General features: G+C 45.2%; 13 protein-coding genes and 1 tRNA gene. All 14 read left to right on the top strand.

What is annotated here, in order from left to right; all coding sequences use genetic code 11:
- Positions 1 to 311 (top strand): EF-Tu C-terminal domain-related protein (locus ACWB1W_RS06800; RefSeq protein WP_479370627.1); only part of this gene is annotated, 311 nt, incomplete at its 5' end.
- 11 nt (positions 312 to 322) lie between these two features.
- Entirely contained in the window at positions 323 to 475 is a 153-nt protein-coding gene (rpmG, locus tag ACWB1W_RS06805) for a 50S ribosomal protein L33 (protein ID WP_010881260.1), read from the top strand.
- A gap of 14 nt (positions 476 to 489) precedes the next feature.
- Positions 490 to 565, top strand: a tRNA-Trp gene (locus ACWB1W_RS06810).
- A gap of 29 nt (positions 566 to 594) precedes the next feature.
- Positions 595 to 792 (top strand): preprotein translocase subunit SecE, encoded by a 198-nt coding sequence (secE, locus tag ACWB1W_RS06815; RefSeq protein WP_479370628.1) that lies wholly within the window; start codon positions 595 to 597, stop codon positions 790 to 792.
- Positions 789 to 1,538, top strand: coding sequence for a transcription termination/antitermination protein NusG (gene nusG, locus ACWB1W_RS06820; RefSeq protein WP_479370629.1), 750 nt, complete (start codon positions 789 to 791; stop codon positions 1,536 to 1,538). Before secE ends, nusG begins: the two co-directional genes overlap by 4 nt.
- A gap of 14 nt (positions 1,539 to 1,552) precedes the next feature.
- Positions 1,553 to 1,990 carry a 50S ribosomal protein L11 gene (gene rplK / locus ACWB1W_RS06825; protein WP_010881263.1) on the top strand — a complete coding sequence of 146 codons (438 nt, stop codon included), beginning with the start codon at positions 1,553 to 1,555 and terminating at the stop codon, positions 1,988 to 1,990.
- Between the two features lie 4 nt (positions 1,991 to 1,994).
- Positions 1,995 to 2,723 (top strand): 50S ribosomal protein L1, encoded by a 729-nt coding sequence (gene rplA / locus ACWB1W_RS06830; RefSeq protein WP_479370630.1) that lies wholly within the window; start codon positions 1,995 to 1,997, stop codon positions 2,721 to 2,723.
- A gap of 14 nt (positions 2,724 to 2,737) precedes the next feature.
- Positions 2,738 to 3,337, top strand: a complete 600-nt coding sequence (gene rplJ / locus ACWB1W_RS06835) for a 50S ribosomal protein L10 (RefSeq protein ID WP_479370631.1) — start codon at positions 2,738 to 2,740, stop codon at positions 3,335 to 3,337.
- 1 nt (position 3,338) lies between these two features.
- Positions 3,339 to 3,725, top strand: coding sequence for a 50S ribosomal protein L7/L12 (rplL, locus tag ACWB1W_RS06840; protein WP_479370632.1), 387 nt, complete (start codon positions 3,339 to 3,341; stop codon positions 3,723 to 3,725).
- Positions 3,726 to 3,925: 200 nt separating this feature from the next.
- Positions 3,926 to 8,335 (top strand): DNA-directed RNA polymerase subunit beta, encoded by a 4,410-nt coding sequence (rpoB, locus tag ACWB1W_RS06845; protein WP_479370633.1) that lies wholly within the window; start codon positions 3,926 to 3,928, stop codon positions 8,333 to 8,335.
- The gene (gene rpoC / locus ACWB1W_RS06850; RefSeq protein WP_479370634.1) at positions 8,332 to 13,062 is read left to right on the top strand and encodes a DNA-directed RNA polymerase subunit beta'; all 4,731 of its coding nucleotides are present in this window, start codon (positions 8,332 to 8,334) and stop codon (positions 13,060 to 13,062) included. Before rpoB ends, rpoC begins: the two co-directional genes overlap by 4 nt.
- Positions 13,063 to 13,122: 60 nt before the next feature.
- Positions 13,123 to 15,738: an alanine--tRNA ligase gene (gene alaS / locus ACWB1W_RS06855; protein WP_479370635.1), complete on the top strand. Its 2,616-nt coding sequence runs from the start codon at positions 13,123 to 13,125 to the stop codon at positions 15,736 to 15,738.
- Positions 15,735 to 16,202 carry a hypothetical protein gene (locus ACWB1W_RS06860; protein ID WP_479370636.1) on the top strand — a complete coding sequence of 156 codons (468 nt, stop codon included), beginning with the start codon at positions 15,735 to 15,737 and terminating at the stop codon, positions 16,200 to 16,202. The genes alaS and ACWB1W_RS06860 overlap by 4 nt, the downstream gene beginning before the upstream one ends.
- A gap of 103 nt (positions 16,203 to 16,305) precedes the next feature.
- The coding region (locus ACWB1W_RS06865) for a Clp protease N-terminal domain-containing protein (RefSeq protein WP_479370637.1) at positions 16,306 to 17,477 on the top strand (1,172 nt) is incomplete at its 3' end.

The following is a 17,477-nucleotide window of genomic DNA, read 5'->3' on the forward strand; positions in this document are numbered from 1 at the left end:
TAGCGCAGCCCGGGAGTGTGAAGGCTCACAGGAAGTTCAGGGCGCAGGTGTATGTTTTGAGCAAGGAGGAAGGAGGAAGGCACACGCCGTTTTTTGTGAACTACAGGCCGCAGTTTTACTTCAGGACTGCGGATGTGACCGGGACGGTGGTAAAGCTACCTGAAGGAGTAGAGATGGTTATGCCCGGGGACAATGTGGAGCTTGAGGTTGAGCTTATAGCACCTGTGGCGCTGGAGGAAGGGCTTAGGTTTGCGATAAGGGAAGGTGGAAAAACTGTCGGTGCGGGTGTTGTTACTAAAATCCTTGACTGAGGAGTTTAAAGATGGCAAGGGAAATAATAACGCTTGCTTGCACGGAGTGTAAAAGGAGGAACTACACAACGACGAAGAATAAACAGAAACACCCCGAGAGGCTTGAGCTCAGGAAATACTGCAAGTGGTGTAGAAAACACACCATACACAGGGAAGTGAAGTAAATTTTTTCCTTTGTGGGGCTGTAGCTCAATTGGCAGAGCGCGGGACTCCAAATCCCGTGGGTGGGGGTTCGAGTCCTCCCAGCCCCGCCATTTACCTAACTTTTTCGGGGTAAAAGAAAATGGATAAACTCAGGGAGTTCCTCACGGGAGTAAAAGATGAGCTCAAAAGAGTAGTATGGCCGAAGAGGGAAACTGTTATAAAAGCTACGATAAGTGTTATAATATTCTCTCTTGTGGTGGGTGTTTATCTTTGGATTTTAGACCTCGGTTTTACTAAAATTATATCCTTCATACTTTCCTTGAGAGGGAGCCTATGAACACGGAGAAGCAAGAGCAACAGCTTGAGAAAAAGTGGTATGCCCTTCAGGTTGAGCCCGGAAAGGAAAACGAGGCCAAGGAAAACCTGCTTAAGGTTCTTGAGATAGAAGGTCTAAAGGACCTTGTAGATGAGGTAATAGTTCCGGCTGAAGAAAAGGTTGTTATAAGGGCTCAGGGGAAGGAGAAGTATAGGCTCTCTCTCAAGGGAAACGCGAGGGATATTCCCGTTCTCGGAAAGAAGGGAGTAACGACTTTTAGAATAGAAAACGGGGAGGTTAGGGTTATTGAAAGTGTTGACGGAGATACCTGTGTAAACGCTCCCCCGATATCAAAGCCGGGTCAAAAAATAACGTGTAAAGAGAACAAAACGGAGGCAAAAATTATTCTTGATAATAAGATATTTCCCGGCTACATACTCGTAAAAGCCCGTATGAACGATAAACTTCTTATGGCGATAGAGAAAACACCCCACGTTTTCAGACCTGTAATGGTTGGTGGTAAACCGGTTCCCCTTAAAGATGAAGAAGTAGAGAGGATACTTAATCAGATAAGAAAAGGTATTAAACCTACTAAAGTTGAGTTTGAAAAAGGCGACCAGGTAAGGGTTATAGAAGGACCCTTTATGAACTTTACGGGAACCGTGGAGGAAGTCCATCCCGATAAGAGGAAGCTTACTGTTATGATAAGTATATTTGGAAGGATGACACCCGTAGAGCTTGATTTTGACCAGGTGGAAAAGATTTGAAGGAGGCTTGAGATATGGCTAAGAAGGTGGTAGCCACCATAGAGCTTATGCTTCCGGCTCAACAGGCGTCCCCGGCACCACCCGTAGGACCTGCGTTAGGTCAGCACGGTGTAAACATAATGGAGTTTGTAAAGCAGTTTAACGCCGCAAGCAGGGACTACGAACCGGGAACAATACTGCCCGTTGTTATAACGGTATACCAGGACAGAAGCTTTACTTTCATAATGAAAACACCCCCGGTATCCTACCTTCTCAAGAAAGCCGCGGGGGTGGAAAAAGGTTCATCCGACCCAAAAAGGGTTAAAGTAGGAAAGATAACGGTTAAACAGCTTGAAGAAATAGCCAAAATGAAGATGAAAGATATGAATACCAGGGACCTAAAAGCTGCAATGAGAACGGTAGCAGGGACCGCAAAAAGCATGGGTATTGAGATAGAAGGTTGGAAGGAGTAGTGCCATGGCGAGAAGGGGTAAAAAATACATAGAAGCTGCAAAACTTGTTGATAAAAACAAGAGATACACCGTAGAGGAGGCGGTGGACCTTCTAAAGAAGATGGAGGAAGTTCTCCAGAGAAGGTTTGACGAGACCGTAGAACTCGCTATGAGGCTCAACGTAGACCCCCGTTATGCGGACCAAATGGTAAGAGGTTCCGTAGTCCTTCCCCACGGCCTGGGAAAACCCATAAAGGTTCTCGTATTTGCCGAAGGTGAGGATGCAAAAAGAGCCGAAGAAGCCGGAGCGGATTACGTAGGAGGAGACGAGCTCATAAACAAAATTCTTAAGGAAGAGTGGACCGACTTTGACGTTGCGATAGCAACCCCCGAGATGATGCCGAAAGTAGCAAAACTCGGTAGAATACTGGGACCCAGGGGCCTTATGCCATCACCCAAGACGGGAACGGTTACGAAAAACGTTGAACAGGCTATAAAGGACGCTAAGAAGGGAAGAGTTGAGTTTAAAGTTGATAAGGCGGGAAATATACACATGCCTGTGGGTAAAGTTTCCTTTGACAAGGCAAAACTCCTGGATAACATTTACGCCGCAATAGACGCTGTAATGAGGGCAAAACCCTCAGGGGCAAAGGGCCAGTATGTGAAGAACATAGCCCTCTCTCTAACTATGAGCCCCAGTGTAAAGATTGATATAAACGAAACTTTAAAGAGGCTTCAGGAAAGAGCGGCTTAACGGAGGGTTAAGGTATGGCTGAATTTAACAAGGAAGCTTATTCCGAAAGGGAAAGAAGCGCTGCAAGCAGAAAAACACTTTTAAGAAAACAGGAGCTCGTAAACTCCTACAAAGAAAGGCTACAGAAATCAAACGGATTTGTTGTTTTCTTCAACTTTCAGGGAATAGACGCATACCCCTTAACACTTCTCAGGCTTGATATAAAGGACCTCAAGGGTGAGATAGTTGTTGGGAAGAACACGCTGTTTTACAGGGCTTTCTCGGATACAGCTCTTTCAGACCACAGGGATATATTTATAGGACCTACTGCGGCACTCTTTGCTTACGATGATCCCGTAGCAGTTACCAAAAAGCTTGTAGAGTTCCTCAAAGAGACCTTTGACAAGGAGTGGGAAGGAAGGATAAAGGGAGGGCTACTTGACTATAAGTATATTTCGCCTGACCAGGTCAAAGAGCTTGCGGAACTCCCGAGCAAGGAGGAACTCATAGCGAAACTTCTCGGTGTTATGATTGCACCTGTTACGCAGCTTGCTATGACGTTAAAAGCTGTTCCTCAAAAGCTTGTTTTAGTTCTTAAAGCTATTGAAGAGGAAAAATCTAAAGGAGGTCAGTAAGATGGCTACGTTAACTATTGATGAAATCGTAGAAGCCATTAAGAACATGTCCGTCTTAGAGGTTGCAGAGCTTGTCAAGAGGCTTGAAGAGGAGTTCGGTGTTTCTGCGGCTGCAATGGTTGCGGCAGCACCCGCTGCCGGAGCGGCGGCAGGAGCACCCGCACAGGCGGAAGAAAAGACCGAATTTGATGTAATACTCAAGTCTCCCGGAAAGAATAAGATACAAGTTATCAAGGTTGTAAGGGAAATTACCGGACTCGGACTCAAAGAAGCTAAGGAACTTGTTGATAACGCTCCCAAACCCGTTAAGGAAGGTGTTTCCAAGGAAGAAGCGGAACAGATTAAGAAGAAGCTTGAAGAAGCAGGGGCAGAGGTTGAACTCAAGTGATCCCCTGCTTTTCTTCCTAAACTTCTCTTTCGGAGGTGTATTTTCCTGAAGGAAGTTGAAAAAAGGGTAATTTCTTACAGGTAGCAAATTGAAAAAGAAAATATTGACACCTAAAATTTTTGTTATAAATTTAAAATATTGTCCGATGGGTTTATACTGTCTCTTTACGACCATAAGAATAAAAGAGGTGAGGTAAAACCATGGTAAAAATTACATTACCCCGTAAGTTTTTCGGTAGAAGAACAGAGATTCTGGAACCTCCCTATCTCCTAAGTATACCCAAGAACTCCTTTGAAAACTTCGTTCAGTTAAAGGTTAACCCCTACAAGAGAAAAAACGTAGGACTTGAACACATATTCAGGACATCTTTCCCGTTTAAGGACCCGGATGAAAACTTTATTCTTGAGTACCTGGGTTACGAAATCGGAGACTGGGAATGTAATAGATGCGGTTATAAACCTAAAGATGACCTTCTCGGCGGTTGGGACGTTGATTGTCCCGAATGTGGTGCCAAGCTCGTTTACAAAGAAAAGTTTACCCCCGAAGAGTGTAAACTAAAGGGACTTACCTACTCCGCACCCCTCAGGGTTATGCTCCAGATAAAGGCAAAAACGAAAAACGGCTACAGAACGTTCCCTCCCAGGAAGGTTTACTTCGGTGAAGTTCCTCTTATGACCGAAAACGGTTCGTTTATTATTAACGGAACGGAAAGGATAATTATTAACCAGCTTATACGTTCAAGCGGTGTTTTCTTTGACGAAAAGGAGGAAAAACAAAAGGACGCAACCATAACGAGAATTCTTTACAGGGCCAGCATAATACCCGACAAGGGTTCAAGGGTTGAGTTTGAACTTTCCGGTGCTACGGACCTCATATCAGCGCGAATAGACAGGAAAAAGCTGAGTGCTATATCCGTTCTCCGTGCCTTCGGGCTTGAAACAGCTTACGATATCCTAAGACCCTTTTACGAGGGTGTAAGAAAATACGTCGTAAAGGATAAGTATTTATACGATGCGGAAACGGGAGAGGAGTTTACCCCTGAGGACTTAGAGCACCATTACATATTTGCAATACTGAAGTTCAAAGCAAAAATTGCAGGATTTGGAACTTCAAAGGAAAGGGAGATAATTGAAGAAAGATATATAGAGGAGTGGGAAGAACTCGTTAGAATTCTTGATGATGAAAGAATAGAAGTTCTCAGCGTAACTTCCGTTCCCCGTGAAAACGTTATAAAGAGCCCATACGGAAAGAGCCTTATAGATACCCTCGCTACGGATACATCCCCGAGGGACGTTGACAAGAGGAGTCCCGTAAAAGTTCCCGCGGAATACACCCTGAGGGATTACGGACTTATGGAGATGTACAAAAAACTCAGACACATAGAAGCACTCACTATGGAAATAGACTCCATAATTGAGAGAGCGAGGGTATACTTCAACGTATTCTTCAGGGATCTAAAGAGATATGACCTATCAAGGGTAGGTAGGGTAAAGATAAATGCAAAGGTTCACAATATACCGAAGGTATTAAAGCCGACCGATATAGACCTGATAGATAACCTGCCTCCTCTTGCACTTGCGGAAGACTACGGAGAGTATAAGGCGGGAACCAGGGTAACGAAGGAACTCCTGAAAGAACTGTTTAAGAACCTCAAGGAGGTAAAAGTTAAGGACTATACCGAGGACGAAGCGAGGTTCTTACTTTCCATAGACCTCGTTAATATACTCAAGTACTTAATAGACCTCAGGCACGGACGGGTTAAGAAAGACGATATAGCTCACCTCGGAAACAGAAGGGTTAGGTCAGTAGGTGAGCTCCTTGAAAACCAGGCAAGACTCGGAATAGCCAAGATGGAAAAGGTCTTCAGGGACCGTTCCGCAACCATACACCCCGAACAGCCAGACTTGAAACCCCAAGACTTCATAAATCCCCGTTACGTTACAAACGCCATAGCTGACTTCCTGAAGACAGGCCAACTATCCCAGTACCTTGATAACACTAATCCTCTTTCCGAGCTTACCCACAAGAGAAGGCTTTCTGCTTTAGGTCCCGGTGGTCTTACGAGGGAAAGTGCAAAGTTTGAGATAAGGGACGTCCACCCCTCCCACTACGGAAGGATATGTCCTATAGAAACCCCCGAAGGTCAGAACATAGGTCTCGTTACATCACCCACTGTTTACGCAAGGGTGAACGAATACGGATTCCTTATAACTCCCTACAGAAAGGTTGAGAACGGAAAAGTTACCGATAAAATAGAGTGGCTTGCGGCTTACGAGGAAGAGAACTACGTAATAGCCCAGAGCACGCCCACCGATGAGGAAGGAAGGATAAAGGCGGAGTTCGTTCTCGCAAGACATAAGAACGATATAAGACTTGTAAAACCCGAACAGGTAGACTACATAGACGTATCGCCCAGACAGGTAATATCCCCTTCTTCCTCATTGATTCCCTTCCTTGAGCACGACGACGCAAACAGAGCACTTATGGGTTCAAACATGCAAAGGCAAGCGGTTCCTCTCATATTTACACAGGCTCCCCTTGTAGGAACGGGAATGGAAAAAAAGATAGCCAGGGACTCCCACGCCGTGGTCATTGCGAGAAGGGGTGGAGTTGTTGAAGAAGTGGACAGTTCAAAGATTATCATAAGGGTTAATCCCGAAGAGATTAACCTTGACGACCCCCTTGATATAGGAATAGACATATACGAGCTCAGGAAGTTTGAGAGAACAAACCAGAAAACCTGTGTAAACCAAAGGCCGATAGTAAAGAAGGGAGAAAAAGTAGAGAAGGGCCAGATAATAGCAGACGGACACTCTACGGACAGGGGAGAACTCGCCCTCGGAAAAGACGTTCTCGTTGCTTTTATGCCCTGGAGAGGTTACAACTTTGAGGACGCAATAGTCATTTCCGAGAGACTCGTAAAGGAAGACGTTTACACTTCTATACACATAGAGGAGCTTGAGGTTGAGGCGAGGGAAACGAAAGTAGGTGATGAAGAAATAACGAGACAGATTCCTGGAGTTCCCGAAAGGGCCCTCGCGCACCTGGATGAGCACGGAATAGTAAGGGTCGGAACTTACGTAAAACCGGGGGATATACTCGTAGGGAAGGTAACACCTAAAGGGGAAACGAGACTCACCCCGGAAGAAAAACTTCTACAAGCTATATTCGGTGAGAAGACAAAGGATGTAAAAGACGCATCCCTTAGGTGCCCTCCGGGTGTTGAGGGAATCGTAATAGACGTTCAGGTGTTCACGAGAAAAGGAGGAAAAGCCTCTAAGGATATGCTCGCCCAAAAAGTGGAAAGGGAAGAACTGGAAGCTCTTGAGAGGGAGCTTGAGAAGAAGAAAAACCTCTTAATGAGCGGTGTGGAAAAGGTTCTAAAAGGCTTAATCCTCGGTAAAAAGACTGACAAGGACGCGAAGATAGGAAGAAAGGAAGTTAAGAAAGGAACAGAAATAACGGAAGAGATATTTAAGGAGTTCTCAAATTACATACTCGCAAGACCCGAAAACTTCTTTACCGATGAAGAACTCATAAAGAAGATTAGGGAGATATACACTCGCTCAAGAACACAGATAGATATGCTCCAGAAGGTTTACCAAGAGAAGAAGGAAACTCTTCTAAAGAGAAGAGACCTTCCGCCCGGAGTTATAACCCTTGTTAAGGTATTCATAGCAAACAAGAGAAAGATAAAAGTAGGAGATAAGATGGCGGGAAGGCACGGAAACAAAGGTGTTATATCCGTGGTTCTTCCCGTTGAGGATATGCCCTTCCTTCCCGACGGAACACCTGTAGACATAGTTCTCAACCCGTTAGGTGTTCCATCACGTATGAACGTAGGACAGATACTGGAAACACACCTCGGGTGGGCTGCAAAAGAACTGGGTAAAAAGATAGGTGAGATGATAGAAAAAGGAAGGGACAGAGAGGCAATTACCCAATACCTAAAAGAGATTTACGCCATAGGTGATGAAAACGGAGAGAACGCTAAGTTCATAGAAGAGTTCTTAAACTCACTGTCCGAAGAAGAGTTCTGGAGCGTCGTTAGAGACTACGCTGAAAGGGGAGTACCTATGGCAACACCGGCCTTTGAAGGCGCTGACGAAAAAGCCGTTAAGGAACTTCTTAAGAAAGCAGGACTTCCCGAAAGCGGGAAGACGACACTATATGACGGAAGAACAGGAGAACCATTTGACTTTGAGGTTACGGTCGGATATATGCATATGCTTAAGCTCATACACATGGTTGACGACAAGATACACGCAAGGGCAACAGGTCCTTACTCCCTCGTTACGCAACAACCCCTCGGGGGTAGGGCTCAGTTCGGTGGTCAAAGACTTGGTGAAATGGAAGTCTGGGCACTTGAAGCCCACGGGGCAGCCTATACCCTTCAGGAAATGCTCACCGTTAAGTCCGACGACGTAGAGGGTAGAAGTAAAGTTTACGAAGCTATCGTTAAAGGAAAGTACACCTACACACCCGGTATACCTGAATCCTTCAAGGTTCTCGTAAGGGAACTTAAAGGTCTCAGCCTTAACGTTAAGTGTATGAACGGCGAGGAAAAACCCTGTGACCAAGTTGAGATTAAAGAGGAGGAAGAAAAATGAGCACAAAAGGTAGGGGTATCTTTCCTTTTTCAAAAATCAAGCTTATGCTTGCTTCTCCTGATGATATCAGAAGCTGGTCCTACGGTGAGGTAAAGAGACCTGAAACCTTAAACTACAGAACCCTTAAGCCCGAAAAGGATGGGCTATTCTGTGCGAAGATATTCGGTCCTACGAAGGACTACGAGTGTCTCTGTGGAAAATACAGGGGGAAGAGATATGAAGGAAAGATATGTGAGAAGTGCGGTGTTGAGGTAACAAGCTCATACGTAAGAAGGGAAAGGTTCGGACACATAGAACTCGCAGCTCCCGTGGTTCACATATGGTTCCTAAAGAGCACACCCTCAAAGATAGGAACGCTCCTTAACCTTACTTCCCGTGACGTTGAAAGGGTTGCTTACTTTGAATCTTACCTCGTGATAGAGTATCCGAACGAAGAGGAGGAGGAAAAGTTTGAGAAGGACGAGGGAACGATACCCCTTAACGACGGCATATCAACAAAGTGGGTAAAGCTTCACGTTGTTAACGAGGAAGAGTTTGAAGAAAAATACGCTTTTTCCATAGACGAGAAATACGAATACGGAATGGGAGCTGAGATACTAAAAGAGGTTCTATCAAAGATAGACCTTGACGCTTACTCAAAGAAACTGAAAGAACTCGTAAAACCCTACAGCTTGGGCTTTGAGGACCTAGGAAGGGAGGTAGCGGAAAGGTATAAGAACCTATACCAAAAGCTCGTAAAGGTTATAGCTGACGATTTCAGAGCTTACGGAGTTGAGCTAAAAGGTCTTGAGGATAAAGGTCTTACCTTGGAACAAGCGATACACAGGATAATAACCGAGGAACTTCACCTTAACGTTGAAACCGGAGAGGTAGAGTACGAGGACTGCGGAGATAACTGTCTCACCGGAAGGGAAGCACTAAGGGTTTACTACGAAAAGGTAAGGGAACACAAGAGAGATATACCCATATTTGAAAAGATTAAAGAGGACGTAAGAACAGCTGTTCTCAGAGAAGTATCGGAGGCGAGAATAAGAAAGGCTCTCAGAATTCTCCAACTCGTTGAGGGATTCAAGAAGAGCGGAAACAGGCCCGAATGGATGATTCTTGAGGTTCTTCCCGTAATACCCCCCGAGCTCAGACCGCTCGTCGCCCTTGACGGGGGAAGGTTTGCAACCTCGGACCTTAACGACCTTTACAGAAGGGTTATTAACAGGAACAACAGACTCAAGAGACTAATAGAGCTAAGTGCTCCCGACATAATCATCAGGAACGAAAAGAGAATGCTCCAAGAGGCTGTTGACGCACTTATAGACAACGGAAAGAGAGGAAATCCCGTAAAACAGAACGGAAGACCCTTAAAATCCCTTGCAGACTACCTAAAAGGAAAACAAGGGAGGTTCAGACAGAACCTCCTGGGTAAGAGAGTTGACTACTCGGGTCGTTCCGTTATAGTTGTGGGTCCCGAACTCCAGATGCACCAGTGCGGACTTCCCAAGATAATGGCTCTTGAGCTGTTCAAACCCTTCGTTTACAGAAGACTTGAAGAAAAGGGGTATGCAACTTCTATAAAGCACGCGAAAAAGCTTGTTGAACAAAAGACACCCGAGGTATGGGAGTGTCTTGAAGAGGTTGTAAAGCAGCACCCCGTCCTTCTCAATAGAGCTCCCACATTACACAGACCTTCAATCCAGGCCTTTGAACCTGTTCTTGTGGAAGGAAAGGCAATACAGCTGCACCCCTTGGTATGTCCTCCCTTCAACGCAGACTTTGACGGAGACCAGATGGCTGTTCACGTTCCCCTCGGAATAGAAGCTCAACTCGAATCCTACATACTTATGCTCTCAACCCAGAACATACTTTCTCCCGCACACGGAAAGCCCCTCACGATGCCGTCTCAAGACATGGTTCTCGGGACATACTACATAACCCACGACCCCATACCCGGAAGAAAGGGAGAAGGGAAAGCCTTCACCTCTTACGAAGAAGTTATAAAGGCCCTGGAGCTTGGACACGTTGATGTACATGCAAAGATTAAATTCAAGGTAGGAAAGGAGTGGATAGAAACAACACCCGGAAGGGTTCTCTTTAACTCCATAATGCCTGAAGGCCAACCATTCGTTAACGAAACCCTTGACAAGAAGAGACTCTCAAAACTCATAACAAACCTTTACATATCCGTAGGAAACGAGGAAACGGTTAAGTTCCTGGACAGGCTTAAGGAACTCGGATTCCTAAGGTCAACCCTTGCGGGTATATCCATAGGTATAGACGACCTCCAAGTTCCCAAAGTAAAGGAAAAGATAATAAAGGAAGCCCTCAAAAAAACCGAGGAGATATGGAACCAATACGTTCATGGAATAATAACCAACAAGGAAAGGTATAACAGGATTATAGATGTATGGTCCGAAGCCACGAACGCCGTCTCAAAGGCTATGTTTGAAGAGATAGAACATTCCACGAGAATAGAGAATGGTAAGGAATACCCCGGAACCTTTAACCCCATATACATGATGGCGGTATCCGGTGCAAGGGGTAACAGGGACCAAATAAGGCAGCTCGCCGGAATGAGAGGTCTTATGGCTAAGCACTCCGGTGAGTTCATAGAAACCCCGATTATCTCAAACTTCAGGGAAGGACTATCGGTTCTTGAATACTTCATATCAACCTACGGTGCGAGAAAGGGTCTTGCGGATACTGCTCTCAAGACCGCATTTGCGGGATACCTCACGAGAAGACTCGTTGACGTTGCACAAGACATAACAATAACCGAAAAGGACTGCGGAACTGTTAAAGGTTTCGAGATGGAACCTATAATAGAAGCGGGAGAAGAAAGGGTTCCCCTAAAGGATAGGATATTCGGTAGAGTTCTTGCGGAAGACGTAAAGGACCCGTACACCGGTGAAGTGATAGCAAGAAGAAATGAGGTAGTTGATGAGAAACTCGCCGAGAGAATAGCTAGGGCGGGTATAGAAAAGGTTAAGGTCAGGTCTCCTCTCACCTGTGAAGCAAAACACGGTGTTTGTGCTATGTGCTACGGATGGGACCTCTCACAAAGAAAGATAGTATCCGTAGGAGAAGCAGTCGGTATAATAGCGGCTCAATCCATAGGTGAACCCGGAACACAGCTCACGATGAGAACCTTCCACATAGGTGGAGCAGCTACCGCACAAAAAGTTCAGAGCTTCGTAAAGACGGAAAGTGATGGAATGGTTAAGTTCTACAACGTCAAGTTCATTGTAAACAGGAAGGGTGAGAAGATAAACGTATCTAAGGACGCCGCAATAGGTGTGCTGGACGAAAAGGGAAGACTCCTTGAGAGACACACGATACCCTACGGTGCGAGACTGCTGGTAGAGGAAGGACAAAACATAAAGGCCGGAACTAAGCTTGCAGACTGGGACCCATTCAATACCTACATAATCGCTGAAGTCGGCGGTAAGGTTGAACTAAGAGACATAATTCTTGACGTTACCGTAAGGGAAGAAAGGGACGTCATTACGGGCAAGACCGCGACCGTTGTTTCTTTCATGAGACCGAAGGACGCGATGCTCCACACACCGAGGATAGCTGTAGTAACCGAGGATGGTAAGGAATACGTTTACGACTTACCCGTAAACGCAATACTTAACATACCTGCTGATAAGCTCTCCCTTGAGTGGAGGGTATGCCCTACCTGTTCCGAATCAGAAGAGACAACTATCCAACACCGGTATTACGTGGTTAAAGAGTTTGAGGTTCAACCCGGTGATATACTTGCAAGAATACCCAAGGAAACAGCAAAGGTCAGGGATATAGTAGGTGGTCTCCCGAGGGTTGAGGAGCTCTTTGAAGCAAGGAAACCCAAGAACCCCGCTATACTTAGCGAGATTGACGGATACGTGAAGATTTACGAGGACGCGGACGAAGTTATCGTCTTTAACCCCAGGACAGGAGAAACGAAAAAGTACGCTATAAAGAAGGACGAACTAATCCTCGTAAGACATGGGCAATACATAAAGAAGGGACAAAAGATTACGGAAACGAAGGTTGCGGAAATAGACGGACAGGTAAGGATAAAGGGAAGAGGCTTTAAGGTAATCGTTTACAACCCCGAGACGGGACTCCAAAGGGAATACTTTGTTCCCAAGGGTAAGTTCCTCCTCGTTAAGGAAGGAGATTACGTAAAAGCGGGAGACCCCCTAACGGACGGAACACCCGTTCCCGAGGAAATACTCAGGATTAAGGGAATAGAGGAACTTGAGAAGTTCCTCCTAAAAGAGGTTCAAATGGTTTACAAACTCCAGGGTGTTGATATAAACGACAAACACTTTGAAATCATCATCAGACAGATGCTCAAAAAGGTAAGAATCATAGACCCCGGAGACAGCAGGTTCCTTGTAGGTGAGGAGGTAGACAAGGAGGAACTTGAAGAGGAAATTCAAAGGATTAAGCTTGAGGGTGGAAAGCTTCCCAAGGCCGAGCCTGTTCTTGTCGGTATAACGAGGGCTGCACTCTCAACAAGAAGCTGGATATCCGCCGCATCCTTCCAAGAAACTACGAGAGTTCTCACAGATGCATCCGTTGAAGGTAAGGTTGACGAGCTTAGAGGTCTTAAAGAAAACGTCATTATCGGAAACCTCATCCCTGCGGGAACAGGTGTTGACGAATACAAGGAGGTTGACGTAATTCCCGCTGAAGAAAGAGTTCTTGAGGAAAAACCTCAATCCTCGGAAGGAGAAACCTCCTAACTTCCCCCTCTTCCGTCACATTTTCTTCTTTAAGAAAAAACTATAATTTAAACTTTAGCTATGGGTTTTAGCACACACGAGATTAGGGAACTCTTTCTGAGCTTCTTTGAGAAGAAGGGACACACCAGGGTGAAGTCCGCCTCCCTTATTCCCGAAAACGACCCCACCCTACTTTTCGTAAACGCCGGTATGGTTCCCTTCAAGAACGTATTCTTGGGTCTTGAAAAAAGACCTTACAAAAGGGCTACCTCCTGTCAGAAATGTCTCAGGGTATCGGGAAAGCATAACGACCTTGAGCAAGTAGGATACACATCAAGACACCATACGTTCTTTGAGATGCTCGGAAACTTTTCTTTCGGCGATTACTTCAAAAAAGAAGCCATAGAATACGCCTGGGAATTCGTCACGGAAGTTTTAAAGCTCCCGAAGGATAAACTCTACGTTTCCGTTTACAAGGACGACGAAGAAGCATACCGTATATGGAATGAACACATAGGTATTCCCTCAGAGAGAATATGGAAGCTCGGGGAGGAAGATAACTTTTGGCAGATGGGAGAGACGGGTCCCTGCGGACCTTCTTCCGAGATATACGTTGATAGAGGAGAGGAATACGAAGGAGAAGAAAGATACCTTGAGATATGGAACCTTGTTTTTATGCAATACAACAGGGACGAAAACGGAGTTCTTACACCCCTTCCCCATCCCAACATAGACACGGGGATGGGTCTTGAACGTATAGCCTCTGTTCTACAGGGTAAGAACTCAAACTTTGAGATAGACATAATATATCCTCTTATAGAGTTCGGGGAGGAGATATCGGGAAAGAAATACGGGGAGAAGTTTGAAACGGACGTAGCCCTAAGGGTAATAGCTGATCACCTAAGGGCCATAACCTTCGCTATATCCGATGGTGTTATTCCCTCAAACGAGGGAAGAGGCTACGTAATAAGGAGAATTCTCAGGAGGGCTATGCGTTTCGGATACAAACTCGGCATATCGGAGCCCTTCCTCTACAAAGGTGTTGACCTCGTAGTGGATATAATGAAAGAACCCTATCCCGAGCTTGAGCTTTCCCGTGATTTCGTAAAGGGAATAGTAAAGGGTGAAGAAGAAAGGTTTATAAGAACCCTCAGGTCGGGAATGGAATACATACAGGAGGTAATAGAAAAGGCGCTATCCGAAGGAAGGAAGACCCTTACGGGTAAAGAGGTATTTACCGCTTACGACACATACGGCTTTCCCGTGGACCTCATTCAAGAAATAGCGAAGGAAAAGGGACTCGGTGTAGACCTTGAAGGTTTTCAATGTGAGCTTGAAGAACAAAGGGAAAGGGCGAGAAAAAGCTTTAAGATAGAAACAAAGGAAGTAAAACCCGTTTACGCACACCTGAAGGAACTCGGAATTACCTCAAGGTTTGTAGGATACGAGCACCTTGAGTATGAGAGCGAAGTTCTCGGCATTATAGTTAGGGACGATATAGTGAGCGAGATAAAAGAAGGTGAAGAAGGGGAGATAATTCTTAGGGAAACACCCTTTTACCCCGAAGGTGGTGGTCAGATAGGGGATAGCGGAATAATAGAAACGGATAAGGGAATATTCAAAGTTGAGGATACTCAAAAGCCTACAGAGGGAATAATTGTCCACATAGGTAAGCTTCTCAAAGGAAAGATAGGGGTAAAAGACGTAGTTCACGCAAGGGTTGATAAAGAGAGAAGATGGGACATTATGAGAAACCACACAGCTACCCACCTCCTTCACGCAGCACTTAGAAACCTCCTCGGTGAACATGTAAGACAGGCAGGTTCTCTCGTTGCGGATAAATACCTCAGATTTGACTTTACCCACTTTGCACCCCTAACCGAAGAGGAGATAAAGAGAGTAGAGGAACTCGTAAACGAGAAGATTAGGGAAAACCTTCCCGTAAGCGTTATGGAAATGGCTTATCAGGAAGCCCTCCAAACCGGAGCCATAGCTATATTTGAAGAGAAATACGGAGATAGGGTAAGGGTAATCTCCTGCGGGGAGTTCTCAAAGGAGCTCTGCGGTGGAACGCACGTTTCCGCAACCGGAGACATAGGCTACTTCAAGATAATTTCCGAAAGTTCTGTAGGAGCAGGAGTGAGAAGGATTGTAGCCCAAACGGGAAGGTGGGCTGTAAACACGGCCTTTGAAGAGCATACTACTCTAAAAAGAGTATCAAACGCCTTAGGTGTTAAAGAGGAAGAAGTCATACAAAAGGTAGAAGAACTCAAAGAGGAAATAAGAGAAAAGGAAAAGGAGATACAGAGGTTAAGACAGGAGATTCTCAAGCTTCAAATAAGGGAAAAGGTAAAGGAAGAGAAAATAGGGGAGCTTACGCTCCACTACGGCGTTTTTGAAGAGGTTGAACCTGAAGAACTTAGAAACCTTGCGGATATGTTAAGACAGAGAAGCGGCAAGGATGTTGTATTTATAGCTTCAAGAAGGGAAGGAAAGATAAACTTCGTTATAGCAAGCTCTAAGAATATATCAAAAGAAGTAAAGGTAAACGAGCTTATAAGACAGGTAGGGAAAGTTCTTAAAGGAGGAGGAGGAGGAAGAGAAGATCTGGCTCAGGGAGGCGGAAAAGCCCCTGACAAATTTGATGAAGCTGTTAAATTACTAAAGGAACTCTTATCGGGAGTAAGCGTGGGATGAAGGAGTTCACCCGAACGGGCATAGGTTTAAAGGATATAAGCATAAGACTTTTGAGTGATTCACCTATACTCCTAACGGGGGGTTTTGTTTACTGCGAGCTGGGTATACCCGTTAGGTATCTAAAGGTTGACGAAAAAGAGGCAAAACTTGAGATATCCCTTGAGAAGATGAGAAACCTCGCAAGGGTGTGTAAGGATTTGGAAACATTTGTTGATAAAGTTCTCCAAGAAGTCAGCTCAGCCCTTCCCGAAGGTATATTTACCGTAGTGAGGGTTTACGCGGACGGCGTGAAGGTTAAAGAACTATCTTACCTTGAGGAATCCACACCCATAGGAAGGGGAATAGTGATAGACGAAGAGAGGGAACCTGAAGAAGATATACCTCCATACGCAAAAGAAAACAGGGAAAAACTCTTTAAGACACTGAAGGAGATAATTCTACTTGAAGTGGCATACGCCCTTTAAGGATTTAATTATATAACTATAAGATTACATAATAAGGGATGTGTCATACTCTTGAAAAAGTAAGGGATATTTTTATCTTATAAAAAACGGTGAGGTAGGAAACATGTTTGAGAAGTTTACTGAAAGAGCAAGGCAAGTTATCTTAAGGGCAAGGGAAGAAGCCCTTGAACTCGGACATAGTTATCTCGGGAGTGAGCATATATTACTTGCACTAATAAAGGAAGAAGATATACCTACACTTGTTCTTGCTAAATTTGGACTCACTCCTGACAAAATAAGAAAGGCGGTAATGGGTCAAGTGACCCGCGGAAGCCACTCGGGAGAGGTTCTATTTGCTCCCGATGCGAAGAGGGTTATAGAGTTCGCGGTAGAAGAGGCGAGAATCCTCCACCACCAGTTTGTGGGACCTGAACATCTTCTTATCGGAGTAGTTAGGGAAAAAACGGGACTGGGAGGAAGAATTTTAAGGAGTTTTGGTCTTGACGAATACTCTGTAAGGAGAGAGGTTCTCCAGCTTCTCGGAGAGCTTCCTCCCCAAGAGAGCCAGAGATACGTATCAACACCCAACCTTGATAGGTTCTCAAGAGACCTCACCCAGATGGCAAGGGAAGGAAAACTAGACCCCGTAATAGGAAGGGAAAAAGAAATAGAAAGGGTTATACAGATTCTCGTAAGAAGGAGGAAGAACAACCCCGTTCTTCTCGGGGATCCTGGAGTAGGTAAAACCGCCATAGTTGAAGGACTTGCTCAGAGGATAGCGAACAAGGAAGTCCCGGAACCGCTTCTAAACAAAAGGGTTGTAGCTCTTGACCTTGCCGCACTGGTAGCGGGAACAAAATACAGAGGACAGTTTGAAGAAAGGCTGAAGAACATACTGAAGGAGCTTGAAAAGGCTAATAACGTAATCCTCTTTATAGACGAGCTTCACACCCTTGTAGGAGCAGGTTCTGCGGAAGGTTCTATAGACGCATCCAATATGCTAAAGCCCGCACTGGCCAGGGGTGAGATACAGGTAATCGGTGCTACGACGGTTGACGAATACAGGAAGTATATAGAAAAGGACGGGGCCCTTGAGAGAAGATTCCAACCCGTATACGTTGAGCAACCCTCACCCGAGGACACTATACAGATTCTCTACGGACTTAAACCCAAGTTTGAAGAGTTCCATAAGGTTGAGTATACCCCTGAGTCAATAGAGAAGGCTGTTGAGTTGTCTGTAAAGTACATAACCGACAGAAACCTACCCGACAAGGCGATAGACGTGATGGACGAAGC

It is taken from the genome of Aquifex sp. (assembly GCF_056494385.1).

Excerpts from the sequence above, each read along its gene's own strand:
- rpmG (WP_010881260.1), top strand. The coding sequence starts at position 323 with ATGGCAAGGGAAATAATAACGCTTGCTTGCACGGAGTGTAAAAGGAGG.
- secE (WP_479370628.1), top strand. The coding sequence starts at position 595 with ATGGATAAACTCAGGGAGTTCCTCACGGGAGTAAAAGATGAGCTCAAA.
- nusG (WP_479370629.1), top strand. The coding sequence starts at position 789 with ATGAACACGGAGAAGCAAGAGCAACAGCTTGAGAAAAAGTGGTATGCC.
- rplK (WP_010881263.1), top strand. The coding sequence starts at position 1,553 with ATGGCTAAGAAGGTGGTAGCCACCATAGAGCTTATGCTTCCGGCTCAA.
- rplA (WP_479370630.1), top strand. The coding sequence starts at position 1,995 with ATGGCGAGAAGGGGTAAAAAATACATAGAAGCTGCAAAACTTGTTGAT.
- rplJ (WP_479370631.1), top strand. The coding sequence starts at position 2,738 with ATGGCTGAATTTAACAAGGAAGCTTATTCCGAAAGGGAAAGAAGCGCT.
- rplL (WP_479370632.1), top strand. The coding sequence starts at position 3,339 with ATGGCTACGTTAACTATTGATGAAATCGTAGAAGCCATTAAGAACATG.
- rpoB (WP_479370633.1), top strand. The coding sequence starts at position 3,926 with ATGGTAAAAATTACATTACCCCGTAAGTTTTTCGGTAGAAGAACAGAG.
- rpoC (WP_479370634.1), top strand. The coding sequence starts at position 8,332 with ATGAGCACAAAAGGTAGGGGTATCTTTCCTTTTTCAAAAATCAAGCTT.
- alaS (WP_479370635.1), top strand. The coding sequence starts at position 13,123 with ATGGGTTTTAGCACACACGAGATTAGGGAACTCTTTCTGAGCTTCTTT.
- ACWB1W_RS06860 (WP_479370636.1), top strand. The coding sequence starts at position 15,735 with ATGAAGGAGTTCACCCGAACGGGCATAGGTTTAAAGGATATAAGCATA.